The organism is Rhodococcus sp. NPDC127527, from assembly GCF_042672245.1.
In the GTDB taxonomy this organism is placed as follows: domain Bacteria; phylum Actinomycetota; class Actinomycetes; order Mycobacteriales; family Mycobacteriaceae; genus Rhodococcus_G.
The window spans coordinates 163,006-188,070 of sequence record NZ_JBHXVP010000001.1 but is presented as its reverse complement, the minus strand read 5'-3'; the positions used below and the strand labels follow the sequence as shown (position 1 = coordinate 188,070).

General features: G+C 69.4%; 23 protein-coding genes. 16 read left to right on the top strand and 7 right to left on the bottom strand.

Annotation, left to right across the window (positions count from 1 at the left end):
* Positions 1–26: 26 nt before the first annotated feature.
* Positions 27–1,316 carry an MFS transporter gene (locus tag ACFVH2_RS00865; RefSeq protein ID WP_378420623.1) on the bottom strand — a complete coding sequence of 430 codons (1,290 nt, stop codon included), beginning with the start codon at positions 1,314–1,316 and terminating at the stop codon, positions 27–29.
* 9 nt (positions 1,317–1,325) lie between these two features.
* Positions 1,326–2,273: an NAD-dependent epimerase/dehydratase family protein gene (locus ACFVH2_RS00860; protein WP_378420621.1), complete on the bottom strand. Its 948-nt coding sequence runs from the start codon at positions 2,271–2,273 to the stop codon at positions 1,326–1,328.
* Between the two features lie 132 nt (positions 2,274–2,405).
* On the opposite strand from ACFVH2_RS00860, the gene ACFVH2_RS00855 reads away from it, so the two are divergent.
* The 9 genes from ACFVH2_RS00855 to ACFVH2_RS00815 all read left to right on the top strand — a co-directional run bounded on the left by ACFVH2_RS00855 (position 2,406) and on the right by ACFVH2_RS00815 (position 10,197).
* The gene (locus tag ACFVH2_RS00855) at positions 2,406–3,104 is read left to right on the top strand and encodes a TetR/AcrR family transcriptional regulator (protein WP_378420619.1); all 699 of its coding nucleotides are present in this window, start codon (positions 2,406–2,408) and stop codon (positions 3,102–3,104) included.
* Positions 3,105–3,162: 58 nt separating this feature from the next.
* Entirely contained in the window at positions 3,163–3,768 is a 606-nt protein-coding gene (locus ACFVH2_RS00850) for a YqgE/AlgH family protein (RefSeq protein ID WP_378420617.1), read from the top strand.
* A gap of 177 nt (positions 3,769–3,945) precedes the next feature.
* Positions 3,946–4,452: a sigma-70 family RNA polymerase sigma factor gene (locus ACFVH2_RS00845; RefSeq protein ID WP_378420616.1), complete on the top strand. Its 507-nt coding sequence runs from the start codon at positions 3,946–3,948 to the stop codon at positions 4,450–4,452.
* On the top strand, positions 4,449–5,171 hold the full coding sequence (locus ACFVH2_RS00840) for an anti-sigma factor family protein (RefSeq protein ID WP_378420614.1): 723 nt from the start codon (positions 4,449–4,451) through the stop codon (positions 5,169–5,171). Before ACFVH2_RS00845 ends, ACFVH2_RS00840 begins: the two co-directional genes overlap by 4 nt.
* A gap of 83 nt (positions 5,172–5,254) precedes the next feature.
* Positions 5,255–6,991, top strand: a complete 1,737-nt coding sequence (locus ACFVH2_RS00835; protein ID WP_378420612.1) for a thiamine pyrophosphate-binding protein — start codon at positions 5,255–5,257, stop codon at positions 6,989–6,991.
* Entirely contained in the window at positions 6,988–7,659 is a 672-nt protein-coding gene (locus ACFVH2_RS00830; protein ID WP_378420610.1) for an SRPBCC family protein, read from the top strand. The genes ACFVH2_RS00835 and ACFVH2_RS00830 overlap by 4 nt, the downstream gene beginning before the upstream one ends.
* Position 7,660: 1 nt before the next feature.
* A complete protein-coding gene (locus ACFVH2_RS00825) occupies positions 7,661–8,704 on the top strand; it encodes a 3-oxoacyl-ACP synthase III family protein (protein WP_378420608.1) in 1,044 nt (347 codons plus the stop codon).
* On the top strand, positions 8,701–9,780 hold the full coding sequence (locus ACFVH2_RS00820; RefSeq protein WP_378420606.1) for an aminotransferase class I/II-fold pyridoxal phosphate-dependent enzyme: 1,080 nt from the start codon (positions 8,701–8,703) through the stop codon (positions 9,778–9,780). The genes ACFVH2_RS00825 and ACFVH2_RS00820 overlap by 4 nt, the downstream gene beginning before the upstream one ends.
* A 78-nt stretch (positions 9,781–9,858) precedes the next feature.
* On the top strand, positions 9,859–10,197 hold the full coding sequence (locus tag ACFVH2_RS00815; protein ID WP_378420604.1) for a hypothetical protein: 339 nt from the start codon (positions 9,859–9,861) through the stop codon (positions 10,195–10,197).
* A gap of 7 nt (positions 10,198–10,204) precedes the next feature.
* On the opposite strand, the gene ACFVH2_RS00810 is transcribed toward ACFVH2_RS00815, so the two are convergent.
* Positions 10,205–11,209: a bile acid:sodium symporter family protein gene (locus tag ACFVH2_RS00810; RefSeq protein WP_378420602.1), complete on the bottom strand. Its 1,005-nt coding sequence runs from the start codon at positions 11,207–11,209 to the stop codon at positions 10,205–10,207.
* 85 nt (positions 11,210–11,294) lie between these two features.
* On the opposite strand from ACFVH2_RS00810, the gene ACFVH2_RS00805 reads away from it, so the two are divergent.
* Positions 11,295–12,155: a LysR substrate-binding domain-containing protein gene (locus ACFVH2_RS00805; RefSeq protein WP_378420600.1), complete on the top strand. Its 861-nt coding sequence runs from the start codon at positions 11,295–11,297 to the stop codon at positions 12,153–12,155.
* 84 nt (positions 12,156–12,239) lie between these two features.
* Here ACFVH2_RS00805 and ACFVH2_RS00800 read toward each other — a convergent pair whose 3' ends face one another.
* Together ACFVH2_RS00800 and ACFVH2_RS00795 are read right to left on the bottom strand one after the other, a co-directional pair.
* Entirely contained in the window at positions 12,240–13,199 is a 960-nt protein-coding gene (locus tag ACFVH2_RS00800; RefSeq protein WP_378420598.1) for a DUF1648 domain-containing protein, read from the bottom strand.
* A gap of 58 nt (positions 13,200–13,257) precedes the next feature.
* Entirely contained in the window at positions 13,258–13,737 is a 480-nt protein-coding gene (locus tag ACFVH2_RS00795) for an SdpI family protein (RefSeq protein WP_378420596.1), read from the bottom strand.
* Between the two features lie 99 nt (positions 13,738–13,836).
* On the opposite strand from ACFVH2_RS00795, the gene leuS reads away from it, so the two are divergent.
* On the top strand, positions 13,837–16,698 hold the full coding sequence (gene leuS / locus ACFVH2_RS00790; protein WP_378420595.1) for a leucine--tRNA ligase: 2,862 nt from the start codon (positions 13,837–13,839) through the stop codon (positions 16,696–16,698).
* A 69-nt stretch (positions 16,699–16,767) separates the two neighbouring features.
* Here leuS and ACFVH2_RS00785 read toward each other — a convergent pair whose 3' ends face one another.
* A complete protein-coding gene (locus tag ACFVH2_RS00785; RefSeq protein ID WP_378420593.1) occupies positions 16,768–18,207 on the bottom strand; it encodes a lipase family protein in 1,440 nt (479 codons plus the stop codon).
* A gap of 438 nt (positions 18,208–18,645) precedes the next feature.
* Between ACFVH2_RS00785 and ACFVH2_RS00780 the strand changes: the two genes are divergently transcribed.
* Complete coding sequence (locus tag ACFVH2_RS00780; RefSeq protein ID WP_378420591.1) at positions 18,646–19,020, top strand: nuclear transport factor 2 family protein; 375 nt, start codon at positions 18,646–18,648, stop codon at positions 19,018–19,020.
* A 157-nt stretch (positions 19,021–19,177) separates the two neighbouring features.
* On the opposite strand, the gene ACFVH2_RS00775 is transcribed toward ACFVH2_RS00780, so the two are convergent.
* Positions 19,178–19,783 (bottom strand): hypothetical protein, encoded by a 606-nt coding sequence (locus ACFVH2_RS00775; RefSeq protein ID WP_378420589.1) that lies wholly within the window; start codon positions 19,781–19,783, stop codon positions 19,178–19,180.
* 223 nt (positions 19,784–20,006) lie between these two features.
* Here ACFVH2_RS00775 and ACFVH2_RS00770 point away from each other — a divergent pair, with 223 nt between their 5' ends.
* From ACFVH2_RS00770 to ACFVH2_RS00755, 4 genes are all read left to right on the top strand, one after another.
* Positions 20,007–21,170: a Rieske 2Fe-2S domain-containing protein gene (locus ACFVH2_RS00770; RefSeq protein ID WP_378420587.1), complete on the top strand. Its 1,164-nt coding sequence runs from the start codon at positions 20,007–20,009 to the stop codon at positions 21,168–21,170.
* Between the two features lie 43 nt (positions 21,171–21,213).
* The gene (locus tag ACFVH2_RS00765) at positions 21,214–22,395 is read left to right on the top strand and encodes an acyl-CoA dehydrogenase family protein (protein ID WP_378420586.1); all 1,182 of its coding nucleotides are present in this window, start codon (positions 21,214–21,216) and stop codon (positions 22,393–22,395) included.
* 32 nt (positions 22,396–22,427) lie between these two features.
* Positions 22,428–23,333, top strand: coding sequence for a biphenyl-2,3-diol 1,2-dioxygenase (gene bphC, locus ACFVH2_RS00760; RefSeq protein ID WP_378420584.1), 906 nt, complete (start codon positions 22,428–22,430; stop codon positions 23,331–23,333).
* Positions 23,334–23,445: 112 nt separating this feature from the next.
* A complete protein-coding gene (locus tag ACFVH2_RS00755) occupies positions 23,446–24,921 on the top strand; it encodes an FAD-dependent oxidoreductase (protein WP_378420582.1) in 1,476 nt (491 codons plus the stop codon).
* Positions 24,922–25,065 lie beyond the last annotated feature (144 nt).

Genomic DNA, 25,065 nt, shown 5'->3' with positions numbered 1-25,065 from the left:
CGACGCCGGGAGCGGGCACCTGTGGCTCACCGCCGCAGCGAATTCGCCCCGACCCCCGCCAGCCCGAGTGCGTACACCCCGGCACCCGCGAGTACCAGCCCCAGGGATCGGCCGTCGGGCGCGATCACCGTCGCCGCTGCCGCGATGGCGGCGATGAACGCGACGTTGAAGACCGTGTCCTGCAGTGCGAACACCTGACCGCGCCGGGTGTCGTCGATGTCGATCTGCATGGCCGCGTCGCCGGTCAGCTTGATCGTCTGTCCGGCCAATCCGAGCAGGAACGCGCCGACGAGCAGCATCGGCGGGGTCAGCGCGGTGATCAGCCCGAGTTGCACCGCGATCGCCGCGACCAGACCGGCCGCGACGGTCCGCGGTCGTCCGAGCCGGGGAATCAGGAAGGGGGTCGCTGCAGCGGCGGCCAGCATGCCCGCGGCGGTGGCGCCGACCGCCACCCCGAACCCGGCGAGTCCGCCGGGCAGCGAACTCGACGTGGCTGGATCGCGCAGCACCAGCACCATCACCAGGGTGTTCACTCCGAACACGATGCGATGCGCGCCGATGCCGATCATCGCGGTGGTCACCCCGGGCGCCTGCCACACGGCGGTGGCGCCGGTCCGCAGGCCGGCGGCGACCGCGCGCACGGCGGCCAGTCGGGTGGGGCCGGCCGCCGCCAGCTCCGCCTCGCCGGGACCGAGGCCGTGGGTCGGGAACCCGGCGGCCGCGACCGCGCCGATGACGGAACCGGCGGTCGCGGCGGCCACTGCCACCCCGGAACTCCAGTCGCCGCCGCCGAGCAGTCCGACGATCGCGACCGCCGTGCCGGCCCCGGCCGCCGCCACCGCGGAGCCGGCGGTGGCGAGAACCGAATTCGTTGGCACCAGCCAGGACTGGCGTACCACGTGTGGCAGCGCGGCGGACACCCCGGCGAGCACGAATCGGCTGACCCCGACCGCCGCGAGCGAGACCAGCAGCAGCGGCGTGTTCGGGGCGTTGATCAACAGGAGCACCGCGGCCACCATGATCAGCGCGCCGCGAAGCAGGTTGGCCCACATCAGGACCGCACGCCGGTCCCAGCGGTCGAGCAGTGCACCGGTGAACGGACCGAGCAGCGAATAGGGCAGCAGCAGAACGGCGAATCCGGCGGCGATGGCCAGCGGGTCGGTCTGGCGTTCCGGGTTGAAGAGAATGGCGCCCCCGAGCGCGGCCTGAAAGAGGCCGTCGCCGAACTGGCTTGCGAATCGAACAGCGGTGAGGCGGACGAGTCCGGGCGAGCGGCGGAGCACCCCGTGCGGAAGTCCCCGGGGTGCCGTCGCCACCGCACGACCCTATCGCGGGGCAGGCGCCGCGTCGCGTGCCCGCCACCACGCCACGGTCGCGGCCGCCGACTCGGGCAGTGGGGTCGGTGCCAGCCCCAGTAGCCGCTCGCTGTGGGTCGAGTCCAGGACGAACGGACGCTCGAACTGGTAGAGCATCTCGGCGAGCTCGCGGGTCGGCCCGTGCACCGCTCCGATCCCGCGCACCGCCCACCCGGGCAGCACCCCGACCTTCGGGTTGTCGACACCCGCCGCCTCGGCGAAGGCGTCGACCATCTGCCGCTGGGTGAGCGCGGGTCCGGTCGGGGCGTGCAGCACGGTGTTCCACAGCGTCGGATTCGCGGCCGCGGCGATCATCGCGGCGGCCAGGTCGGGCACGTAGGTGAACGAGTGCGGGACGTCGAGGGCGGCCATCACCCGAACGGTCTTGCCTGCCAGGATGACCGGGACCATCCGTTCGCCGGCGTGGGCCTTCAGCGCGTGCGGGCCGAAGAAGTCGGACGCCGCGACGCTCACCGTCGGTGTCCCCGAATCCGCCCGCTGCCGAAGCAGTTCGGTGCGCACGCCCATCTTCCCGGTGGTGGCGGTGCGCGGGGTGTCCTCGGTGATCGGGCCGTCGACCGGGCCGTAGGAGTAGAGGCTCTCCGGGAACACGACGACCGATCCGGCCCGACCCGCGGCGGCGAGCACCGCACGCTCGGTGGCGGGCAGTTCGCGCCGCCATGCCGCGGCCGAGTACGCCGATCCGTGCGTGCAGTGGTAGATGGCTGCCGCGCCGTCGAACGCCGCGTCGAGTGCCCCGGGCTCGGAGACGTCGATCCGCATCCGCTCGACGTTGGGATGGTCGGGCCCGGACCCTGAGCGGGTGAGCACCCGGACTCGGTCTCCGCGCTCGGCGAGCTGATGGGCGACCGTCCATCCGACGGGACCTGCCCCGGTCACGACCTGCAGTGTCGACATCGCGATCTCCGTTCTCGAATCGGGCTAGAGAGCAGTGCTCTCGAAATTGATGATGCACCCTCCGCGACCGCGAGTCAAGAGCAGTGCTCTCCAAAGTTGACGGTGCTCGCCTGCCGCGTCAGGCTGGGAGCCGTGACCGGTACCCCCAGACAACGCGCCCGCGCGCAGACGCTGGCCGACATCACCCGGATCGGCCGTGACCATCTGGCCCGCGACGGGGCGGCGGCGCTGTCGTTGCGGGCGGTCGCCCGCGACCTGGGTGTGGTCTCCTCCGCGGTGTATCGGTACGTCAAGAGCCGCGACGACCTGCTCACGCTGCTCGTGGTCGAGTGCTACACCGAGTTGGGCGACGCCGTCGACGCAGCGGTCGAAACGGTGCCCGTCGACGACCCGCGGGGCCGACTGCGCGCGCTCGGACACGCGGTCCGGGAGTGGGCCCTACGCGAACCCGCCTCCTACGGGCTGCTGTTCGGCAGTCCGGTGCCCGGGTACCAGGCCCCCGCCGATCGCACCACGGGTCCCGGAACCCGGGTGATCGTGGCGCTGGTGGCGATCTTCGACGCCGCGCACCGGGCCGGCCTGCTCGTCGATCCGCCCGAGCTCCCGATCGCCGCGCCGCTGCGCGCGAACCTGCGCGGCATCCGGACCGAAATGGCGCTCGACCTGCCGGACGAGGTGCTCGCGCGCGGCGTGCTGGCCTGGGCGTCGCTGTTCGGGGCGGTGAACTTCGAGGTGTTCGGCCAGTACGGACCCGACACCTTCACCGATCCCCGCGACCTGTTCGACCACCACCTGTCCGTACTCGAGGAGATCGTCGGGCTGCGCCCCTGAAGGCGGCGGCCCGCCCTCACGCGGCACACGCCCGGGTTCGCGGTGCGATGATTACCCGGTGGAGCACGCTGAGGAACCCGACGATCGAACGGCATCAACCGAACCAGTCGTGCGTCCCGGCAGCCTGCTGGTCTCCGCCACCGACCTCACCGAACCGGCCTTCCGCCGCACCGTGGTCTACGTGATCGAACACAACGACGCCGGCAGTCTCGGAGTCGTCATCAACCGCGCCTCCGAGACCGCCGTGCAGACGGTGCTGCCCCAGTGGGTGGGGCTGTGCGCGCGGCCGCAGGCGCTCTACATCGGGGGCCCGGTCAAGCGGGACTCCGCACTGTGTCTGGCCACGCTCCGGACTGGCGCTCGCGTCGAAGGCGCGCCCGGACTGCGCCGGGTGCACGGTCGGGTGGTGATGGTCGATCTCGACAGCGACCCGGACCAGGTCGGACCGCTGATCGAGGGCGCGCGGGTGTTCGCCGGCTACGCGGGCTGGACGATGGGCCAGCTCGACGGCGAGTTGCAGCGCAACGACTGGATGGTGGTTTCCGCGCTGCCCTCGGACGTCATCGGCCCGCCCCGCGCCGACCTGTGGGCGCAGGTACTGCGTCGCCAGCCGCTGCCCCTCGCTCTGCGAGCGACCCACCCCATCGACGTCGAGCGCAACTGACCCCTCCCCGCGCCCTCTCTTGCACTGAGTGAACGGAAGCGTTCACTCGATCAGATCGACTGAACGGTACGTTCACCCACCGCGAACCACCTGTGACGGGCGACCGGATTCGAACTGCCCGACCCGCCGCGTGAACCTCTATGGCCTTTGTATCGTGAGTACGGCTGGAGGTGCCCGATGCCGGAGGACCAGGCAGAACTGATGCGTGTTCTGTACGGCGAGCATGCGTCGGCCCTGTGGAGATACGCCATGCGACTTACCGGTGATCGGGCTAGGGCCGAGGACGTGGTCCAGGAAACCCTGCTGCGGGCCTGGCAGCGACCGAGGGTGCTGGACCAGAGCGAGAACTCGGCTCGGGCCTGGCTGTTCACCGTCGCGCGGAACATGATCTTCGACGACTTCCGCAGTGCCAGGTCGAAACGGGAAATCGGGACGGACAATCCGCCGGAGCAGGCGAGCCCGGACGCGACGGATGCCGCCCTGGATTCATGGCTGATCGCCGATGCCCTCGCGGCGCTCTCGCCGGAGCATCGGGGCGTGCTGGTCCGCTCGTACTACCGGGGGATGTCGACCCATCAGATCGCTGACGACCTCGAGATCCCGGAGGGCACCGTGAAGTCGCGAATGCACTACGCGATCAGGGCACTGCGGCTGATTCTGCAGGAGATGGGGGTGACGCAGTGACCATCGAGACGGATCCGTACGCGCACTGGGACGCCGCCTACGTCCTCGGCTCGCTCAGCGCCGCGGATCGCGACGAGTTCGAGCATCACCTGGCCACCTGTGTCAGGTGCTCGGTCGCGGTCGCGGAGGTCGCGGGCATGCCGGCCCTGCTGGCGAAGGTGCCGGTGGACACGGCACTCGAACTCGGCTCGGCCCCCGCCGCCGACGAGCCCCCCGAGGACCTGCTGCCGAAACTGATCGAGCGCGCGCGGCCGCCGCGTCGGCGGGCCCGGTATGCGGTGCTCGTCGCGGCGGCGGTCGCGGTCGTCGCCGCCGCGGTCGGCGTCGGGGTGGCCGTGCTGCCCTCGCAGGGCGAGGGACCGTCGCCGTACGCGCCGCACGGGCCGTCCGCGCCGGTGGTCGCCCAGCCGATGAAGCCGGTCACCGAGAGCCCCCTGACCGCCGACGTCTCGCTCATCGAGCAGGACTGGGGCACCCGGATCGACGTCACCTGCCGCTACGACGCACCTCCCGGCGGCGGATACGGCACCGACAAGAACGAATACGCGATGGTGATGACGGACAAGAACGGGGCCACCCAGCAATTGGCGACGTGGACCGCCGTGGCTGGACAGACGGTCACCCCGTCGGCGACCACCAGCGTCCCCATGCTGTGGGTCGACCGCGTCGACATCCGTTCGGTGGCCACGAATCAGGTGCTGCTCACCAGCACCTTCTGAGGTCCGGTCGACGGATCTGAACCATTCGTAGCGTTGAACCGTACCTACCAGTGCACGCAAGAGTGCACATGGAAGGTGTACCGATGAGACAAGCCGTACCTGTCGTGCGACGAGGCGAGACCCGCGTGGTCGACTACCTGGTGGATGCCCTCGCTGCCTACGGAATTCAGCACGTCTTCGGGGTGGACGGAGCGAACATCGAGGACGTCTACGACGCGTTGTTCTACACCCACAGGAACATCACCGGAGTTGTCGCCAAACACGAGTTCTCCGCCGCGACGATGGCCGACGGCTACGCCCGCACCTCCGGCCGGCTCGGCGTGGTGATGGCCACCTCCGGCGGTGGCGCGTTGAACCTGGTCGCCGGCCTCGGGGAGGCCTTCACGTCACGGGTTCCGTTGCTGGCGTTGGTCGGTCAGGCACCCACCCCGCTCGAGGGCCACGGTGGATTCCAGGACTCGAGCGGGCGGGCGGGCTCGATCGACGCGGTCCGCCTGTTCGCCGAGGTGTCGCGCTACTGCGCGCGGGTCGAGGCGGCGGCCGACGTCGGGAAACATCTGAACCGGGCGGTGTCGGCAGCGTTGCGGGGCGGGCCCGCCGTGCTGCTCCTGCCCAAGGACGTCCAGCAGTCGCCGATCACCCCCGAGCAGTGCCGGCCGATCACGCCCAGACCGGCTGTCGCGGTGGACAAGGTCGGACTGGAGCGGCTCGCCAGGCGCGTGGCGGCGGCACGTCGGCGCGGCAAGGTGCTCGTGATCGCGGGTGACGAGGTGGCGCGCGCCGACGCCCGGCACGAGCTCGCGGACCTGGTCTCGGTCCTCGATGCCGCCATCGGTGTCACCCCCGACGCGAAGGATGTCGTCGATCCCGGCAGCCGTGGCTACTGCGGAGTCGCCGGCAGTATGGGACATCCGGAACTCGTTGACGCGCTGCGGTACTCGGAGTTGTGTCTGCTGATCGGCACCCGTCTGCCGGTGATGGCACGGACCGGCCTCGACGAGGGGTTGCGCAGCACGCCGATCGCGTCGCTCGGGTGCGCGCCACCGCACGTGCCGTCGACGCACGCCGCCACCGTCGATCTGCGGTCCTCGCTGCGCCTGCTCGTCGACGTGCTCGGACCGGTCGGTTCGTCCTCGTCGCCCGTCACGACCCGGCCTCCCAACCTGACCAGGCTGGCGGTCCCCGCAGCGACCGGCCCGGGACTGCGGTATCGAGACGCGGTGGCGGCGATCGAACGGCACCTGCCGGCGGGAACGGATGTCTTCGCCGACGCCGGGAACACCGGAGCCGCAGTGGTGCACCATCTCTCGGCTCGCGGAGGAGGACGCTTCGTCGTCGCGCTCGGCATGGGAGGGATGGGCTACGCATTCGGCGCGGGAATCGGCTCGTGCTTCGGACGCAGGCGGCGGACCTTCGTGATCGCAGGCGACGGCGCCTTCTACATGCACGGAATGGAGTTACACACGGCGGTCGAGCATCGCCTTCCGGTGACCTTCGTCGTGTTCAACAACAACGCGCACGCGATGTGTGTCACCCGCGAGCAACTGCTGTACGAGAACAGATACAGCTTCAACAGGTTTCAGCCGTCCTTCATCGGCGAGGGCATCGCCGCGATGTTCCCGACGCTCGACACCTACTGCGCGACGACGGAGGCCGAGCTGGACGGCGCCCTGGCCGCGGCCGCGCACTCGCTCGGGCCTGCATTCGTCGCCGTCACCTGCGATCCGGACGAGATCCCGCCCTTCCTGCCGTTCCTGTCCACCTCGGCCGCACCGATCACCGCGTTCCGCGATCCAGTTCGAGAAGGAGTACAACCGTGACCACCAGCCGCACCGCTGCACTGTCCGCGCTCAACGACCTCGACCCTTCGTTGATTCCGGGTGTGTACCGGATCGAGAACACCAGCCGGGAGGAGGGCACCGCGATGGTCGTCGACATGCTCCGCTCGGTGTACCCGCACCAGCAGATCTACGGCGACTACATCACCGTCCAGGACTACATCGACTGTCCTCCAAGGGAACTGTACGACTATCTCGCGGACACGCGCAGCCTCGAGGAGTGGACCGGAAGCCTGCGTGGATTCACCGAGACCGACGAGCCCGGACTGTGGGTGGCGTACGACCGGATCGACGACGACCAGACCGAGATCTACACCCGCACCGTCGCGAATCGCGAGGCGATGACGGTCGACTACCACTGCGCCTGGGACCAGGGCACGCACCTGTGGATGATCTACCTGATGCGAGTGATCGACGCCCAGGTCGTGCTCGACAGACCGGGATCGTTGGTGCTGTGGACCAATTGCCGCCATCCGTTCTACGAGCACAACCCGTTCCCGGAGACCGCACCCGCGGACCGCGCGACGTGGGTGGGCGACCTGTGGGACATGTTTCCCGCCGGGCACCTGATCGAACTGCACAACCTCAAGGCCATCGCCGAGTACCGGCACGCGAACGGCCTGCCGGTGACGCCCCAGTGGATGCAGTGAGATGAACACGCCCACTGTCAGTCTCGTGGACATCGCCAGCTATCTGCCGGAGAAGCGGGTGCCCGCCGAGTACTTCCTCGAGTTCTCCAAGAACAAGCGTCAACCGAAGGGTCCGATGTTCCGGGCCCCGAGGTTCCGGCATCACGTCGCGGACGACGAGACCGCGGCGGACATGGTGATTCGCGCGACCGCGCCTCTGGCCGAGCGGCACGGTGCCGAGGTGCTCGAGAACGTGGACGTGCTCGTCACGCACACCCAGCTCCCGGACCTGGCGGTGGTCGGTTGCGGTGGTGAGGTGGCGCACCGGCTCGGTGCCAAGCCGGACTGGGTGATCGACGTGCACAACAGCGGCTGCGCCTCGTTCGTGTACATGATGCAGATCGCGGCACAGATTCTGCGGAGCGGTGGTGGGCGCAGCGCCCTCGTCGCGGCCACTCAGAACTGTGCCGGCCAGGTGTTCACGCAGACCGAGGTCCGCGGGCTGGCGCAGGCACCCGTGCCGGGAGACGGATGCGGCGTCGGTCTGCTCACCCTGTCCGACGGTGCACCGCTCCTCGGCACCGAATGTCGTTCCTACGGTGAGTTCTTCGGTGACATGACCGGCGAGGTCGACCCGCCGCGCAAGTACTGGGAGCCCGGCACCGGGCAGTACCACATCTCGTTCACGGAGAGTAAGATCGCGAAGGTCTTCGCCCGCGGCAACCGGCTGGTCCCGGAGATCTCGCTGGCCTTGTGTGACCGACTCGGCATCGAGCCGAGGACCGTCGACACCTTCGTCACCAACCAGCCGAACCGGCTTTTCCTGCGCAATTGGCGTGACGCACTGGAACTTCCGAAGGATCGGCATCCCGACACCTTCGACGAGTGCGGCAACCTGTTCGGGGCGGGCATCCCCGTGACCCTGGACGTGGAGAACCGGGCCGGACGGATTCCGAACGGGTCGCTGGTGCTCATGTCGGCGTTCGCGCATGCGGGCGACTTCGCGGGTTCGGCGGCGGTGCGGTGGGGCGCCGCGCCCGACGGTGCGGGGGTGGCGGTCCGATGAGCGTGCTGGCTCTGGACGGCCCGAGGTTCGAACTGGCGCTGAGCGAGAACCCCTTCCGCCCGCTGAGGTCGGTGCGCCGCGCCCTCGAGCGGGCCGCCGCACAGGCCAACCGGTATCCGGAGTTCCTGCCGCACAGGTTGCCGGCACTGATCGCCGCGCGGCTCGGGGTCGATCCCGCGCAGGTGGTGGTCGGGTCGGGCGCGACCGGTGTGGCGTTGCAGGCCATGCAGGCGCTGGCCCGGCCAGGCCGGCGAATCGTGTTCGCGGCGCCCACCTTCGACGGGTACCCGATTCTCGCGTCCATGGTCGGGCTGGAGCAGGCCGCGGTCCCGCTGGGGCCGGACGGGCAGCAGGACCTGGCGGCGATGTCGGAGGCGATCGACGATCGCACCGCGCTGGTGGTGGTGTGCCGGCCGCACAACCCGACCGGCACGGTCGTCGGTGCGGACGCCCTGCTCGCGTTCCTGGCGGCCGTGCCCGCCCACGTCGTCGTCGTACTGGACGAGGCGTACGTGGAGTTTCTCGCGCCCGCGTTGACCGTCGATGCCCGGAAGCTGGTGGGCGCGTTCCCGAATGTGCTGGTGCTGCGAACCTTCTCGAAGGCCTACGGGCTGGCAGCGCTGCGGATCGGATTCGGCTTCGGGGCGCCCGAGCTGCTCGAACGGGTGCACCGGATGCAGCTGCCGTTCGGGGTGGGAGGCCTGGCCGAGCCCGCGGTCCGGGCCTCGTTCGAGGCGCAGTCCGAATTGGCCGAGCGGGTCCGCGCGATCAATGCCGAACGCGATCGGATGCGGTTGGAGCTGTCCGCGATCGGCATCGAGACCCCGTGCAGCCACGCGAATTTCCTGTACCTGGCCGCCCCGGATCGTCCGGTGGCCGCGTTGCTGGCCGATGCGGGCGTGGCCGCCAAGACCTATCCGTCCGGGGCGGTGCGCATCGCCGTCGGCGACCCGATCGCGGGCCGTGCCGTCGTGCACGCCCTCACCCCGACATCGGGGAGATCCGGGGGGTGTCCCTCTGGTTCCCGTCAAGCCGCCGAGGTTGGTCCGGTGCCCGGTAGACGGTCTTGTTCCTGAGCGGGCCAGAGCGAGGCGGTAACACCCGCCGGTGCCGAACCGACGAACAGGACGATTCGACAAGAAGGGGGGATCGCCATGAAGGTGGCACGAATTGCGGCGGCCGGCGCACTGGCAGTTGCCCTGGGGGGCATCCTGACGCCGACAGTCAGCGCGCAGGACTTCGGCAACTTCGGCCAGTACGGTCCGTGCAGCGAACGGTTCCGGCTCCCGTGGGAACCGTCGTCACGCACCACGAACGTAGTTGTCAGCCCGTTCGGCAAGGCCGAGATGTTCTGCGCGTCATGGCACGGGATGACCGAGATCTACCAGCTCGACCCGTGGGGCAAGAAGCACCGCATCGACATGGCCACGGTCAACCTGGGCAGCATCAACCCACCCCTGGGGTTCTACGTGTGGGATCCGGCGACGTTCTGACAGAAGCTCAGCCGGCGGTCGGGGCGCCGGCGTCGACCGCGTCCGGGTCGGTGCGCTTGGCGAAATGCTGTGCCAGGGCCGCGCAGACGATCAGCTGGATCTGGTGGAAGATCATGAGCGGCAGCACGATCAGCCCGACGGGTTGGCCGGCGAACAGTACAGAGGCCATGGGTAGGCCAGTGGCGAGGCTCTTCTTGGAGCCGCAGAAGATGATCACGATGCGGTCCGGCAGGGAGAAGCCGAGTGCCCGCCCGGCGAACGCGGTCGCGCCGATGACGATCGCGAGTATGCCGCAGCACACCGCGACCAGCGCGACCACCCGCCACACCGACAGCCCGGACCAGGCGTGCTCGACCATCCCCGCACTGAACGCGGAGTACACCACCAGCAGGATCGAGCCGCGGTCGACGAGCTTGGTCGGCTCGGCGTACTTCTTCAGGAAGTCCTTGACCCAGGGCCGGATCAGCTGGCCGACGATGAACGGGATCAGCAACTGGACCACGATGTCGACGATGGAGGACGCGTCGACGTGCGCCTCACCGGTGGTGTTCATCAACAGGATGACCAGCATCGGGGTGACGAACACGCCGATGAGGTTGGAGGCGGACGCGCTGACGATGGCGCCGGCGACGTTGCCGCGGGCGATCGAGGTGAACGCGATCGAGGACTGCACGGTGGAGGGCACCAGGCACAGGTAGAGCACCCCGGTGTAGAGGTCGTCGGTCAGGACCGACGGCACCAGCACGTGCAGCGCCAGGCCGACGAGCGGGAACAGCACGAAGGTGGAGGCGAACACCACCGAGTGCAGGCGCCAGTGCCTGAGGCCCTCGAGGGCCTCGCGGGGATGCAACCGGGCGCCGTAGAGGAGGAACAGGAAGCCGATCGCGATCTTGGTGGCCCAGCTCAGCACGGTCTCGCCGCTGCCCGTCGCCGGGAAGATGCTGGCCAGCACGGCGACGGCGATGATCGACAGGATGAACCCGTCGATGTAGAACCTGCTGAGAAACTTCACGCTCTGAACGTTAATCCGACGCAGAGGCATCGTGAAAGTCGATAGCGCCGTTTAGTTCCATCGCCATTCGTGATAAATCTGGGTCATGCTGGATCCGGTGCTGCTGCGCAGCTTCGTCGCCGTCGAGCGGTCGGGCGGGTTCACCGCCGCCGCGCGCCGGCTCGGTTTGCGCCAGTCCACGGTCAGCGGCCACATCGGCAGACTCGAGCGCAGCGTCGGTCGGGAGCTGTTCCGGCGCGACACCCGCAACCTCGAACTCACCGCCGACGGCGCCGCGATGCTCGGGTTCGCCCGCACCATCCTGGACGCATCGCAGCAGGCAGAGACCTATTTCGCCGAGTCGGAGCTGTCCGGGCTGCTGCGCTTCGGCGCGTCCGACGACCTGGTCGCGGCGGAGTTGCCCGAGGTGCTGCTCGAGTTCCGTCGGAGCCACCCTCGGATCGACCTGGAGCTGACGGTGGGGCTCAGCGAGAATCTCGGGGCCAAGCTCGCGGCGGGCGAGCTCGACATCGCGTTCGGCATGCGCAGGCCCGGGGAACGGCACGGTGAACTGGTCTGGCGCGACCGCCTGGTGTGGGCAGGATCTCCCGGCGCGGACGTCACCGAGCTGGGGAGCGGACCGGTTCCCCTGGTCACCTATCCCCCGCCGAGCATCACCCGGCGTGCGGCGATGGAGGCGATGGATCGCGCCGGCCTGGTGTGGCGGACCGCCTGTGTCACCGACAGCCTGCTCGGGTTGCGTGCGGCGGTGCTCGCCGGTCTCGGCTTCATCGTGCACTCGGAGTCGCTGCTGCCGGACGGCCTGGAGCCGCTGCCGGGGCACGCCCTGCCGGACCCCGGCGACGCCGACTTCGTGCTGATGCGCCGCCCCCGACCCGCGACCGGGCCCGAGGCGGCGCTGACCGCGGCGATCCTCGCGAACGAGCGGCGCCTGCGCCGCACCTGAGGGCGCTCCCCCCGCGCGTTCCCGAATGGCCCACCGGGTCGGTTCAACTGAACGAATGGGCCATTCGGGAAGGAGCGAGGGGTGTCAACGCGAGGCGTCCGCGAGGGCGTTGAGCGCGCCCGCCATCTGCTCGGCCCGGTCGGTGCTGACGGTCAGCCGCTGGCCGTTCGCGGCGGTCAGCATCAGCGCGGGACCGGTGTCGGTGACCAGCCCGTAGTTGCCGCGGCCCTTGATCCGCAACCCCCAGCCGCCGAAGTCCTTGAACGGGTTGACCTCGTCGACCTTTGCGCCGACGATCTCGTCGACCCGGTAGTCGAGGGCGCACATGCCCATGTTGTAGATGCGAATCCCGTTCTCGTCGACGGTCACCCGGAACCGCAACAGCCCGACGATCAGCACGCACACGGGCAGGAAGATCGCGAGCAGCCACCACGAGCCGGCGAGCCGGCACAGGCCGAGGGTGATCGCCGCGCCGACCGCGATCAGCACGGCGGTGGTGCCCGCACCCAGTCCGCGACGGTCCACGATCGGCAGGTCCAGCGGCCCCCGCGGCAGGCTCGGGTCGGGTCGGTCGGTCGTGGCGGTGCGGGGCCGGTAGTCGCGCAGCAACGACCCGCCCAGCAGCCCGACGGCGGCGCCCGCCAGCACCCCCACCCCGATCGCCGCTGTCGGCAATCGCGCCCCCTCCGCGGCGGCGAGGTCGAGGTGCGCGCGCAGCAGGGCCACCCAGATCGCGAACATCAGCCCGACCACCGTCAGCCCGACGATCAGCATGGTGCGGCGCATCATCAGCAGTGCGCCCGCGATCGCGGCGATCGCGGCGGCGCCGCCGCCGATGAGCACGATGACGATCGCGAACGTCCAGGCGGCCGACCACAGGGTGGTGAAGCCGTCCGGGTTCTCGCCCGACCAGTGCGTGGCGATCGAGGCGGGCAGGCGCTCCTGCCACATCCGGGTGAGCACCAGACCCGCGGCGGCGGCGAGCACCGGGATCGTGACCCCGAACAGGACACCGGCCGGATCGAAGGTCCGCGTTTGGCTCATGGGGGCCGATTCAACCAGCCGAGCCTGCGGGTCGGGCGGTTCGGTCGGTGGCGGCCGCTCAGCTCGGCTGGCAGGCGCCCTTCAAGGAGCAGGCGCCGCAGGAGTCCATGCCGCAGTCGGCCGCGGCCGCGATGTCCGCGGCGCTCTCCTCGACCGGTTCGGGGGCGCTGCCGCAGTTGCAGTCGTGGCCGCAGCCGGACGCCTCGGCGGGCAGCGCGGCGGCGACGCGGGCCCCGATGGACCCGCCGGCACCGGCGGTGACCAGGGCGGCGGCAGTGGCGACCACCGCGGCGACGATGGCGCCGGCGGTGGGGAGGACGAGGGCGGCGACGCCGCCGAGGACGAGCAGGCCGGCCGACCCGAGCAGGGCGGGCGCGGCAACCTTGTTGGCCAGCGCGAACGTCGCGTCGTCGCGCAGCGTGGCCTCGGTGCGGACGCCGGCCCAGCGGTTGCGCGGCAGCTTCCCGACGAGCCCGGCGACCGCCACCCCGCCGACGGCGAGGGCGACTACGAACAGCACGGTTGCGACGATGACCACGGATCCAGGGTACGGCGGGGACCGAGGGGCGGGTCGTTGCGGGTGACGCTTTAGGCTGGTGGTGACCTAAACCCCCAGCACAGAGAAGACAGCGATCACGTGAGCGAGTCAGTGCAGCAGCCAGCGGACGAGGCGACCCCTCAGCACCGATACACCGCGGACCTCGCGGGCCGGATCGAGGAGCAGTGGCAGGAGCGCTGGCGCGAGCGCGGCACCTTCTACGCGCCGAACCCGGTCGGAGACCTCGCCGGCGAACTGCCCGCGGACAAGCTCTTCGTCCAGGACATGTTCCCGTACCCGTCCGGTTCGGGCCTGCACGTCGGGCATCCGCTCGGCTACATCGCCACGGACGTGTTCGCGCGCTTCCACCGCATGCACGGACGGAACGTGCTGCACACCCTCGGCTACGACGCGTTCGGTCTGCCTGCCGAGCAGTACGCGGTCCAGACGGGTACGCATCCGCGCACCACGACCGAGGCCAACATCGCGAACATGAAGCGGCAGCTGCGCCGCCTCGGGCTCGGACACGACGAGCGTCGCTCGCTGGCCACCACGGACGTGGACTTCTACCACTGGACGCAGTGGATCTTCCTGCAGATCTTCAATTCCTGGTACGACAGCGACCTGGGTCGGGCGCGGCCGGTCGAGGAGCTCGAGGCCGAGTTCGCCTCCGGCGCACGTATTCCCGAGGACGGACGGGCGTGGGAATCGCTCACCGCTGCCGAGCGGCGCGCGGTGATCGACTCGTATCGTCTCGTCTACCAGTCCGATTCGATGGTCAACTGGTGCCCCGGGCTGGGCACCGTGCTGGCCAACGAGGAGGTCACCGCCGACGGTCGCAGCGAGCGCGGCAACTTCCCGGTGTTCCGCAAGCACCTGCGCCAGTGGATGATGCGGATCACCGCGTACTCCGACCGGCTCACCGACGACCTCGAGCACCTGGACTGGCCGGAGAAGGTCAAATCCATGCAGCGCAACTGGATCGGACGTTCACACGGCGCCCAGGTCCGGTTCGACGCGCGCGCCGAGCGCAGTGACGGCGACGCCACAGTGCACGGGATCGACGTGTTCACCACCCGGCCCGACACCCTGTTCGGTGCGACCTACGTGACGCTGGCACCGGAGCACGAACTCGTCGACCAGCTCGTCGCGGACGGCTACCCGGAGAGCGTGGACCCGCGCTGGACCCGCGGCGCCGCCACCCCCGCCGAGGCCGTCGCCGAGTACCGCGCGGCGATCGCCGCGAAGTCCGACCTCGAACGCCAGGAGAGCAAGGAGAAGACCGGCGTCTTCCTCGGCTCCTACGCGGTCAATCCCGTCAACGGGCACAAGGTTCCGGTCTTCATCGCGGACTACGTGCTCACCGGTTACGGCACCGGCGCGATCATGGCGGTGCCCGGCCACGACCACCGCGACTGGGAGTTCGCCACCGCACTCGGCCTGGACATCGTCGAGGTGATCGCGGGCGGCGACGTGACCGACGCCGCGTACACCGGCGACGGCCCGTTGGTGAACAGCGGCTTCCTCGACGGCATGAACGTCGAGGAGGCGAAGGCCGCGATCACCGCCCGTCTCGAGGCGGACGGGGTCGGCAAGGGCACCATCCAGTACAAGCTGCGGGACTGGCTGTTCGCCCGTCAGCGCTACTGGGGCGAGCCGTTCCCGGTCGTCTACGACGCCGACGGTGTCGCTCACCCTCTGCCGGAATCCGCTCTGCCGGTGGAACTTCCGGAGGTCGAAGACTACGCGCCGGTCTCCTTCGACCCGGACGACGCGAACTCGGAGCCGTCCCCGCCGCTGGCCAAGGCGGCCGACTGGGTCAACGTCGAACTGGACCTCGGCGACGGGATGAAGAGCTACCACCGCGACACCAACGTGATGCCGCAGTGGGCCGGCAGCTCGTGGTACCAGCTGCGCTACATCGATCCGACCAACCAGGATGCGTTCTGCGCCAAGGAGAACGAGCAGTACTGGATGGGGCCGCGACCGGAGCTGCACGGTCCGAACGACCCGGGTGGACTCGACCTGTACGTCGGCGGCGTCGAGCACGCGGTGCTGCACCTGCTGTACTCGCGGTTCTGGCACAAGGTGCTCTTCGACCTCGGGCACGTGAGCTCGTCCGAGCCGTACCGCCGCCTGTACAACCAGGGCTACATCCAGGCGTTCGCCTACACCGACAGCCGCGGTGTGTACGTGCCCGCGGCCGAGGTCACCGAGTCCGACGGCAAGTACTTCTACGAGGGCGCCGAGGTCAACCGCGAGTACGGCAAGATGGGCAAGTCCCTGAAGAACGCCGTTGCGCCGGACGAGATCTGCGACGAGTTCGGTGCGGACACCCTGCGCGTCTACGAGATGTCCATGGGTCCGCTGGACACCTCGCGCCCGTGGGCGACCAAGGACGTCGTCGGTGCGCAGCGCTTCCTGCAGCGGGCCTGGCGCACCGTCGTCGACGAGGAGACCGGCGCGCTGCGGGTCACCGACGCCGCGCCGACCGAGGACACGCTGCGCGCGGTCAACAAGGCGATCGACGGCGTCAACGCGGATTACGCGGCGCTGCGCGACAACACCGCCGCGGCCAAGCTGATCGAGCTCACCAACCACCTCACCAAGGCGTACCCCGAGGGCGCGCCGCGGTCGGCGGTCGAGCCGCTGGTGCTGATGTTGGCCCCGCTGGCCCCGCACATCGCCGAGGAACTGTGGTCGCGGCTCGGGCACGAGAAGTCCTTGGCGCACGGACCGTTCCCGGTGGCCGAGGAGCGCTGGCTGGTCGCGGACACGGTCGAGTACCCGATCCAGGTCAACGGCAAGCTGCGCAGCCGGCTCACCGTGGCGGCGGACGCGGATCCGAAGTCCATCGAGGCCGCGGCCCTGGCGGACGAGAAGATCGTCGCGTTCCTCGAGGGCAACGCGCCCCGCAAGGTGATCGTGGTTCCCGGCAAGATGGTCAATATCGTCAAGTAGGCGCTCCGCGCCCGTGTGCGGTTAGCGGGTCTCTGGACTCGTCAACCGCGCACGGGCGGCGGAGCCGCCTCAGCACTCGGTCGGAGCCGGTTCCCCACGCAACCGGGCGTCGACCCAGTCGAATGCCCCCGGGTTCCCGGTGAGAGCGGCGATGAGGTGTTCGCCGGGTACCTGCCGGTACACCGCACGCACGCCGTAGCCGCACTGCTCGTTGTACAGGTTGTGTGAGCCGAGCGCCGGGACCCAGAACTCCTGACCGCCGCTGTAGATGTACAGCGGGGTGCCGGACTTGCGGTCCGCCATCTTCATTTTCGTGTAGATGTCATGTGCGACAGGTGAATCCAGCGCGCGCCGGATATTGGCGAGCGCCTCGGCGGGTATCCCGGGGATGCCGGCGAGGGCGAGGGTGTTCGCGCACTGGTCCTTGATCGACGTGATGCCCATCTGCTGTCCGAGACTGTTGATCAGCGGCAGGATCTCGGTGTTCTCCCTCGCGATCCCGAACACCGCCGCGAGGAACAGTCCCCCGGCGAGGTTGCCGTTCATGGTGCGCCCGAGCATCTCGAAGTCCGCCGGTACCCCGCCCATCGCGGCGCCGACGATGTCGCCGGCCAATTCGGGGGCGTAGGTGTCGATCAGCTTGACCGCGCCGTGCGTCGCGATCGCCCCTCCGGAGTACCCCATCATGGCGAGCTTGCTGGCGCCGAACTCGGCGGGGAAGACGGTGCGCATGCCGCGGATGGAGTCGAGGATCGCGTGCCCGGCGACGAAGGGTTCGGCGTACGCCATCCGGGGACCCTCGTGATCGGTGACGAGTACCGCGTAGCCGCGTTCCTCGGCCTTCGTGGTGTCGGGCCGGAGAAAGTCGAAGAAGTTCTGCGACTGCGTGATCCCGTTTCCGAGGGTGTGGCCCGGGGTGCAGGACCGCCCGAGACCGTTGATCGGCACGTTGTTCACCAGGACCGGGCGCGGACCCGGACCGGGCCAGGGCGTGGCGGGCACGACGAGAGTCGCGGTCGCGAACGACGGCGCCCCGGCCGAGTCGGTGCTCTTCACCTTGATCTGGCGCACCTCCCGGACCGGCCCGCGCAGGAGGGCCCGGGCGGCCGGCGTGACGTCGCGGGTCTCGATGACCTGGCCGTTGGTCATGCCAGGCAGGCCTGGCGGGTACTCGTCGAAGAACGGGTCGCCGACCGGTTTGGGCAGCATCTTCGCGTACAGCGTCTCCAGCGGCGGCGGGGGATCGAGATCGGGCCCCGGGATCACCGAGCCGACCACGCCCGGGATCGCGGACCCCAGCGGCGACCCAGCCGCCGACCCGGTCCCGAGAGAACCGGTGATCATCGTCGTCCCGTTCAGGGGCGAGCCGTCCGATGCGGTGCCGTCCGTCAGCGACCCGGTGCCGACCGACCCCTCCCCGCCGGCGCTACCGGACGATTGCGCCAACGCCGTGCCCGCGGACGCACCACCCCCGACCGCAACGGTCGCCGCGAGTGCAGCGATCCCCATCCGAACCCAAAGACCCCGACCTTGGACTGGCATGTGCGGCACGCTAACACCGACCTGGCGCGGGTGCCCGGGTTTGGACGACCCGAATCCGAAGTGTTGCAAGGCAATCCTGCTCATCTTTTGCTCCTGTGCGCCCCCGGGACTCGGTGGGTCCCGCCTTCCCGCGGAGTCGGGCGTCGATCCGATCGAAGGCAGGCGAGTTTGTTTGCCACGGAAAGAAACTCGTGATTTTCGCGGGAGCTCCGAACGGCGCCTCTCGTCGAAGGAGGGTTTGCCCAGGGGGGCGTGGACACCGTTCCGGCATGCAGTGTGTCGGGATCCGGCGGGCGCAGGTGCGGCTCGAATCGGTTCGGTCGGGGACCGGAAAGGCTCACGGGTGACGCGGTCGCCTGTACCCTCGCGATTAGAACAAGTTCTAGTCAACGAAGGGTTTCCGGCATGGCGGCATCACGCGAGAGCATCCTGAACACCATCGAGTCCTACGTGAAGTCGGTGGCCAGCGGCACCGTCGACGACGTGCTCGCGCTGTACGCGCCCGGCGCGACGGTCGAGGATCCGGTCGGCACCGATCCGCGCACCACGGAGGCGTCGCTCCGTGAGTTCTACGGCATCATCGAGCCCCTCGAGCAGACCGCGGAGCTCGGCGTCGTCAAGATCGCCGCCGGCACCGCGGCGTTCAACTTCACCCTCACCACTCACATGGGCGAGCAGAAGATCGACATCTCCGTCATCGACGTGATGACCTTCGACGACGACGCCAAGATCACGACCATGAAGGCGATCTGGGGTCCGGAGGACATGGTCACCCGCTGACCCGGGCGATTCGTACAACCCGGACACGCTGAGCCTGGCACGGGCGTGCGCCTGGAGCCAACGTGTGTCGAGCACGCAAGGGCCGCGATCTCATCAGAGGTCGCGGCCCTTGTCGTGCTCGTCGATTCCGTTGCGAGAGTGAGTAGAGGAGACTTCCTCAGTCGGCCCGAGCGAACGTCGCCCATCCGCGTGCCGCGACCTGTCCGGTCGGCCGGATCGCCGCGAGCACCACGTCGACTCGCCGCTCCCCGTCCGCGACGTACTCCTGGACGATCTCGCCCGTGCAGGTCAATGACTCCCCCGCCGGCACCGCGCCGGTCGATCGGGTCCGGAACCGGCGCACCGACTCGGGCCCGAGCCAGTCGGTCGCGTAGGTCGCCAGCAGATCGGCGGCGGTCGAGGTCGCATTCGCGGACCCACCCTGGGTCCAGGCATCCGCGACGAGTCGGCCGTCGCCGTCGCGGAACTCGGTGAGTCGTTCCGCGTCCCCGCCGCGCGAGGTCATGACGAGTCGATCCCCCGCGCGCGGGGGAAGTCCGAAGAACCGGCAGTCGCGCTCGATCGGTGCGTCCTCCGCCGACGCGGCAGTGGTCTCGACGAAGCGTTCGACGCACAGATACGTCGGCGGCACCACCGGCAGTTCGGCGTCGCGGTAGGCGCTGTGCATCGAGCTGGTCGCCTCGGCGAACTCGAGAATGCTCGCGCGGTCCAGTGCGACGGTGCGCGGCGCGGACGCCGGCGCTTCTGCGGTTGTGGCGGTCATCTGTCCGCACCTCCCTGGGTCGGTTGCTCCCCACGAAGGTATGCCCGGGCCGAACACGCCCGAACTGCTCTTCCCGCTGATCGGGAGGCCGGCGGCACCGGTGTGCTGGGCCGTCGGGAAAGCGTCCCGCTGATTGGGAGAGCCTCCTGAAATCGCCCCGCCCCGCCCTGACTATGAAACACATCACACCACTGGGTGTACGAGCGCGAGAGAAGAGGTAACGATGGCGCTGCAATCGGAGTCCGGCGTGGACGAGGTCAGGATGATCGAGGCGGCGGCCGCCCCGACCCGGTTCGCCCGCGGTTGGCACTGCCTGGGCCTGCTGAAGTCCTTCCAGGACGGCAAGCCGCACCAGATCGACGCCTTCGGCACGTCGCTCGTGGTCTTCCAGTCCGAGTCCGACGGCAAGCTCAACGTGCTCGACGCGTACTGCCGGCACATGGGCGGCAACCTCGCGCAGGGCACCGTCAAGGGCGACTCCATCGCCTGCCCGTTCCACGACTGGCGCTGGGGCGGCAACGGCAAGTGCACCGGTATCCCCTACGCCCGCCGGGTCCCGCCGCTCGCCCGCACCCGCACCTGGCCGACCCTGGAGCGCAACGGCCAGCTGTACGTCTGGCACGACCCGCAGGGCAGCAAGCCCACCGACGAGGTCAGCATCCCGGAGATCGAGGGCTACGGCTCCGACGAGTGGACCGACTGGACCTGGAACTCCATGCTGATCGAGGGCTCGCACTGCCGCGAGATCGTCGACAACGTGGTGGACATGGCGCACTTCTTCTACGTGCACTACTCGTTCCCGCGCTTCTTCAAGAACGTCTTCGAGGGCCACGTCGCCACCCAGTACATGCGCTCGACCCCGCGCCACGACATCTCCGTGGGCACCAGCTACGACGACCCGAACTCCACCCTCCGTTCGGACGCCTCCTACTTCGGCCCGTCGTACATGATCGACTGGCTGTGGAGCGACGCACAGGGCATGACCATCGAGACGGTGCTGATCAACTGCCACTACCCGGTCGACGAGAACTCCTTCGTGCTGCAGTACGGCGCGATGGTCAAGAAGCCCCAGGGCATGTCTGACGAGGCCGCCAACGCAATGGCGAAGCAGTTCGCCGAGGGCGTCGAGATGGGCTTCGAGCAGGACGTCAAGATCTGGCAGAACAAGGCGCCGATCGACAACCCGCTGCTGTCCGAGGAGGACGGTCCGGTGTACCAGCTGCGCCGTTGGTACAAGCAGTTCTACGTGGACGTCGAGGACGTCACCGAGGACATGACCAAGCGCTTCGAGTTCGAGATCGACACCGACCGCGCCGTGCAGAGCTGGGAAGCGGAGGTCGCCGAGAACATCGCCAACGGCGTCGTGCCGCTCCAGAGCAACGCCTGACCGCACCCAGCCAGACTTACCGCTAGACAAGAAGGAATCGAAGATGACGAACAAGGCGCTCGACAACATCATGGAGATCGCGGATCAGCTCCGCGAGCAGGCGACCGAGGCCGAGCGGATCGGTCGGCTGCCCGACGAGACCGCCAAGAAGCTCAAGGCGGCAGGCGCGATCAAGCAGCTGCAGCCCAAGCAGTACGGCGGATTCGAGGTGCACCCGCGCGCCTTCTCCGAGACCGTGATGAAGGCGGCCTCCCTCGACCCGGCCACCGGCTGGGTGTGCGGCATCGTCGGCGTCCACCCCTGGCAGCTCGCCTTCGCGGACCCGAAGGTCCAGGAGGAGATCTGGGGCGAGGACGACAACACATGGGTCGCGTCCCCCTACGCCCCGACCGGAATCGCGAAGCCGGTCGACGGCGGCTACATCTTCAACGGCCGCTGGCAGTTCTCCTCCGGCACGGACCACTGTGACTGGATCTTCCTCGGCGCCATGGAAGGCGACAAGGACGGCAACATGGCGCTTCCGCCGCGGATGCTGCACATGATCCTGCCCCGCAAGGACTACGAGATCGTCGAAGACTCGTGGAACGTGGTGGGCCTCAAGGGCACCGGCTCGAAGGACATCATCGTTCGCGACGCCTTCGTGCCGTCGTACCGCGTCATGGACGGCGACGAGGTGATCAACGGAACGGCGCAGAAGAACGCCGGCATGACCGAGACCCTGTTCAAGATGCCGTGGTCCACCATGTTCCCGCTCGGCATCTCCTCGGCCGTCGTCGGCATCGCCGAGGGCGCCCTCGCCGCGCACCTGGACTACCAGCGCGACCGCGTCGGCGCCCAGGGCACCGCGGTCAAGGACGATCCGTACGTGCTGTTCGCCATCGGCGAGGCCGCCGCCGACATCAACGCCGCGCGCCAGGAGCTGCTGGCCAACGTCGACAAGCATTGGGACATCGTCGAGTCCGGCAAGGAGGTCTCGTTCGAGGACCGTGCCGCCGGCCGTCGCACCCAGGTCCGCGCCGCGTGGCGGGCAGTCGCCGCCGTCGACCAGATCTTCGCGCGCTCGGGTGGCAACGCGATGCGCATGGACAAGCCGCTGCAGCGGTACTGGCGTGATGCCCACGTCGGTCTCGCGCACGCCATCCACGTGCCCAGCACCGTGTACCACGCTTCCGCGGTGAGCTCGCTCGGCCTCGACCCGGCCGACAACCTCAAGTCGATGATCTGACCGACCACCAATCTCGAAGAAGGACAACAAGAATGACCGACATCAAGGGACTTGGCTACGTCAAGGTCCAGACCAACGACATGGAGCGCTGGCGCAAGTTCGCGTTCGAGGTGCTCGGCTTCGCCGAGGGCAGCGGCCCGGACGAGAACGCCCTCTACCTCCGGATGGACGAGCGCGCCGCCCGCATGGTGGTCGTCCCCGGCGACACCGACGAGATCGTCACCATCGGCTGGGAGGTGCGTGACCGCGCCGCCATGCTCCGCGTGCAGCAGGCCGTCGAGGCCGCCGGCATCGCGGTCAAGCCGCTCTCGCTCGAGGAGGCCGACGCCCGCCGGGTCGAGGAGGTCATCACCTTCCAGGATCCGACCGGTGCGACCCTGGAGATCTTCCACGGCGCGGTCCTCGACCACAGCCCCGTGGTGACCCCGTTCGGTGCGAAGTTCGTCACCGGCGCGCAGGGCCTGGGCCACGTCGTGCTCCCGACCATGGACCCGAACGGCAGCTTCGACTTCTACACCGAGGTGCTCGGCTTCCTGCCGCGCGGCGCCTTCCGCATCCCGGCTCCGCCGGAGTTCGGTCCCATGCGCGTGCGCTTCATGGGCGTCAACGAGCGGCACCACAGCCTGGCGCTGTGCCCCGCTCCGCACGGCGGTGCCCCCGGCCTGGTGCACATCATGGTCGAGGTCGACACCCTGGACGCGGTCGGCCAGGCGCTGGACCGGGTCGTCAAGGACGGCTTCTCGGTCTCCTCGACCCTGGGTCGCCACACCAACGACAAGATGGTGTCCTTCTACGTCCGCGCTCCCGGTGGCTGGGATGTCGAGTTCGGCACCGAGGGCATGAAGGTAGACGAGAAGTACTACTCCGCGGAGGAGATCACCGCCGACAGCTACTGGGGCCACGACTGGTCCGGCAGCGAGCCCCTGGCGGCGATGTAGCAACAGCCGAACAACCTTCGCGCGCGGTTCCACCGCTCGCGTGCGCAGCAACGCACGCGAGCACCGGAGCCGCGCGCGAGGTGTATCCAGACCCGTTCAGGAAGGGAACCCGATGACCAGCAACACCAAGACGGTCCGGCCGCGGCCGGCCGTCGAGATCACGCAGTGGGACCACGAGGCCGACGTGGTGGTGGCCGGATACGGCGTCGCCGGCGCGTCCGCCGCCGTGGCCGCGGCCCAGGAGGGCGCCGACGTACTGGTGCTCGAACGCACCGGAGGTTGGGGTGGCGCGGCCGCGATGGCGGGCGGCTTCATCTACCTCGGCGGCGGCACCCCGCTCCAGAAGGCTTGTGGCTTCGAGGATTCCGTCGAGAGCATGAAGGCCTTCATGACCGCGGCGCTCGGCCCCGGCGTGGACGCCGAGAAGATCGACGCGTACTGCCAGGGCAGCGTCGACCACTACGGCTGGCTGGTCGAGTGCGGCGTGCCGTTCAAGGCGAGCTTCTGGGGCGAGCCCGGCTGGGAGCCGCCGGGCGACGACGGCCTGCAGTACACCGGCGGCGAGAACGCGGCCCCGTTCGCCGCGACCATCCCGCCCGCGCCGCGCGGTCACGTGCCGCAGATGGCCGACAAGCAGTCCGGCGGCGAGCGGGGCGGCGGCTACATGCTGATGAAGCCACTCACCGACACCGCGGCGGCCCTCGGTGTGCGCTCGCTCTACGACACCCGCGCTCAGACGCTGGTCACCGACGAGTCCGGCCGAGCCGTGGGCGTGGTGGCGACGCAGTACGGGAAGGAGGTCACGATCCGGGCCCACCGCGGCGTGGTGCTCGCGACCGGCAGCTTCGCCTACAACGACCGGATGGTCGAGGCATACGCGCCGCGGCTGGTCGGCCGGCCCGCCGCGTCGATCGAGGAGCACGACGGGCGCGCGATCCAGATGGCGCAGGCGCTCGGCGCCGACCTGGCGCACATGGACGCCACCGAGGTCGCGTTCTTCTGCGATCCCCAGCTGTTCGTCCGCGGAATCCTGGTCAACGGCCGAGGGCAGCGCTTCATCAACGAGGACACCTATCCCGGACGGGTCGGGCAGGCGACCCTGATCGAGAACCAGAACCAGGCGTTCCTGGTGATCGACGAGGCCGCGTACGAGGAGGCGTTGACCACCCCCACCGCCACGCCGTTCCTGCGGCATCAGCCGAGCTGGGTGTGCGAGACGGTCGAGGAACTCGAGGCGGAGATGGGCCTACCCGCCGGCACCCTGCAGTCGACCGTCGAGGTCTACAACCGGCACGCCGCGGGCGGCCAGGATCCGGTGCTCGGCAAGAAGCCGGAGTGGGTCAAACCGATCGGGTCGCCGGTCGCGGCGATCGACCTGCGCGGGTTCACCGGCGGGTTCACCCTCGGCGGGCTGCGCACCAGTGTCGACTCGGAGGTGCTGCACGTCTCCGGCGAGCCGATTCCCGGCCTGTTCGGCGCCGGCCGCTGCACCGCCGGCGTGTCCGCGGGCGGCTACGCGAGCGGTGCGTCGCTCGGCGACGGAAGTTTTTTCGGGCGGAGAGCGGGACGGAGCGCCGCCAAGGGCTGATCCCGCTGAGCGGTCGGTATCCGCAGGTCAACGAGGGGTTCTCGAGTCGATTCGTCGATTCGGGAACCCCTCGTTCCGTCGAGCGGGAGAAACCGACCCCGCGGTCGTGTGTGACAGACCACATTTTGCGTGATATCAATTAGG

Excerpts from the sequence above, each read along its gene's own strand:
- ACFVH2_RS00860 (WP_378420621.1), bottom strand. The coding sequence starts at position 2,273 with ATGTCGACACTGCAGGTCGTGACCGGGGCAGGTCCCGTCGGATGGACG.
- ACFVH2_RS00845 (WP_378420616.1), top strand. The coding sequence starts at position 3,946 with ATGCCGGAGGACCAGGCAGAACTGATGCGTGTTCTGTACGGCGAGCAT.
- ACFVH2_RS00835 (WP_378420612.1), top strand. The coding sequence starts at position 5,255 with ATGAGACAAGCCGTACCTGTCGTGCGACGAGGCGAGACCCGCGTGGTC.
- ACFVH2_RS00825 (WP_378420608.1), top strand. The coding sequence starts at position 7,661 with ATGAACACGCCCACTGTCAGTCTCGTGGACATCGCCAGCTATCTGCCG.
- ACFVH2_RS00820 (WP_378420606.1), top strand. The coding sequence starts at position 8,701 with ATGAGCGTGCTGGCTCTGGACGGCCCGAGGTTCGAACTGGCGCTGAGC.
- ACFVH2_RS00815 (WP_378420604.1), top strand. The coding sequence starts at position 9,859 with ATGAAGGTGGCACGAATTGCGGCGGCCGGCGCACTGGCAGTTGCCCTG.
- ACFVH2_RS00805 (WP_378420600.1), top strand. The coding sequence starts at position 11,295 with ATGCTGGATCCGGTGCTGCTGCGCAGCTTCGTCGCCGTCGAGCGGTCG.
- ACFVH2_RS00800 (WP_378420598.1), bottom strand. The coding sequence starts at position 13,199 with ATGAGCCAAACGCGGACCTTCGATCCGGCCGGTGTCCTGTTCGGGGTC.
- ACFVH2_RS00785 (WP_378420593.1), bottom strand. The coding sequence starts at position 18,207 with ATGGGGATCGCTGCACTCGCGGCGACCGTTGCGGTCGGGGGTGGTGCG.
- ACFVH2_RS00780 (WP_378420591.1), top strand. The coding sequence starts at position 18,646 with ATGGCGGCATCACGCGAGAGCATCCTGAACACCATCGAGTCCTACGTG.
- ACFVH2_RS00775 (WP_378420589.1), bottom strand. The coding sequence starts at position 19,783 with ATGACCGCCACAACCGCAGAAGCGCCGGCGTCCGCGCCGCGCACCGTC.
- ACFVH2_RS00770 (WP_378420587.1), top strand. The coding sequence starts at position 20,007 with ATGGCGCTGCAATCGGAGTCCGGCGTGGACGAGGTCAGGATGATCGAG.
- ACFVH2_RS00765 (WP_378420586.1), top strand. The coding sequence starts at position 21,214 with ATGACGAACAAGGCGCTCGACAACATCATGGAGATCGCGGATCAGCTC.
- bphC (WP_378420584.1), top strand. The coding sequence starts at position 22,428 with ATGACCGACATCAAGGGACTTGGCTACGTCAAGGTCCAGACCAACGAC.
- ACFVH2_RS00755 (WP_378420582.1), top strand. The coding sequence starts at position 23,446 with ATGACCAGCAACACCAAGACGGTCCGGCCGCGGCCGGCCGTCGAGATC.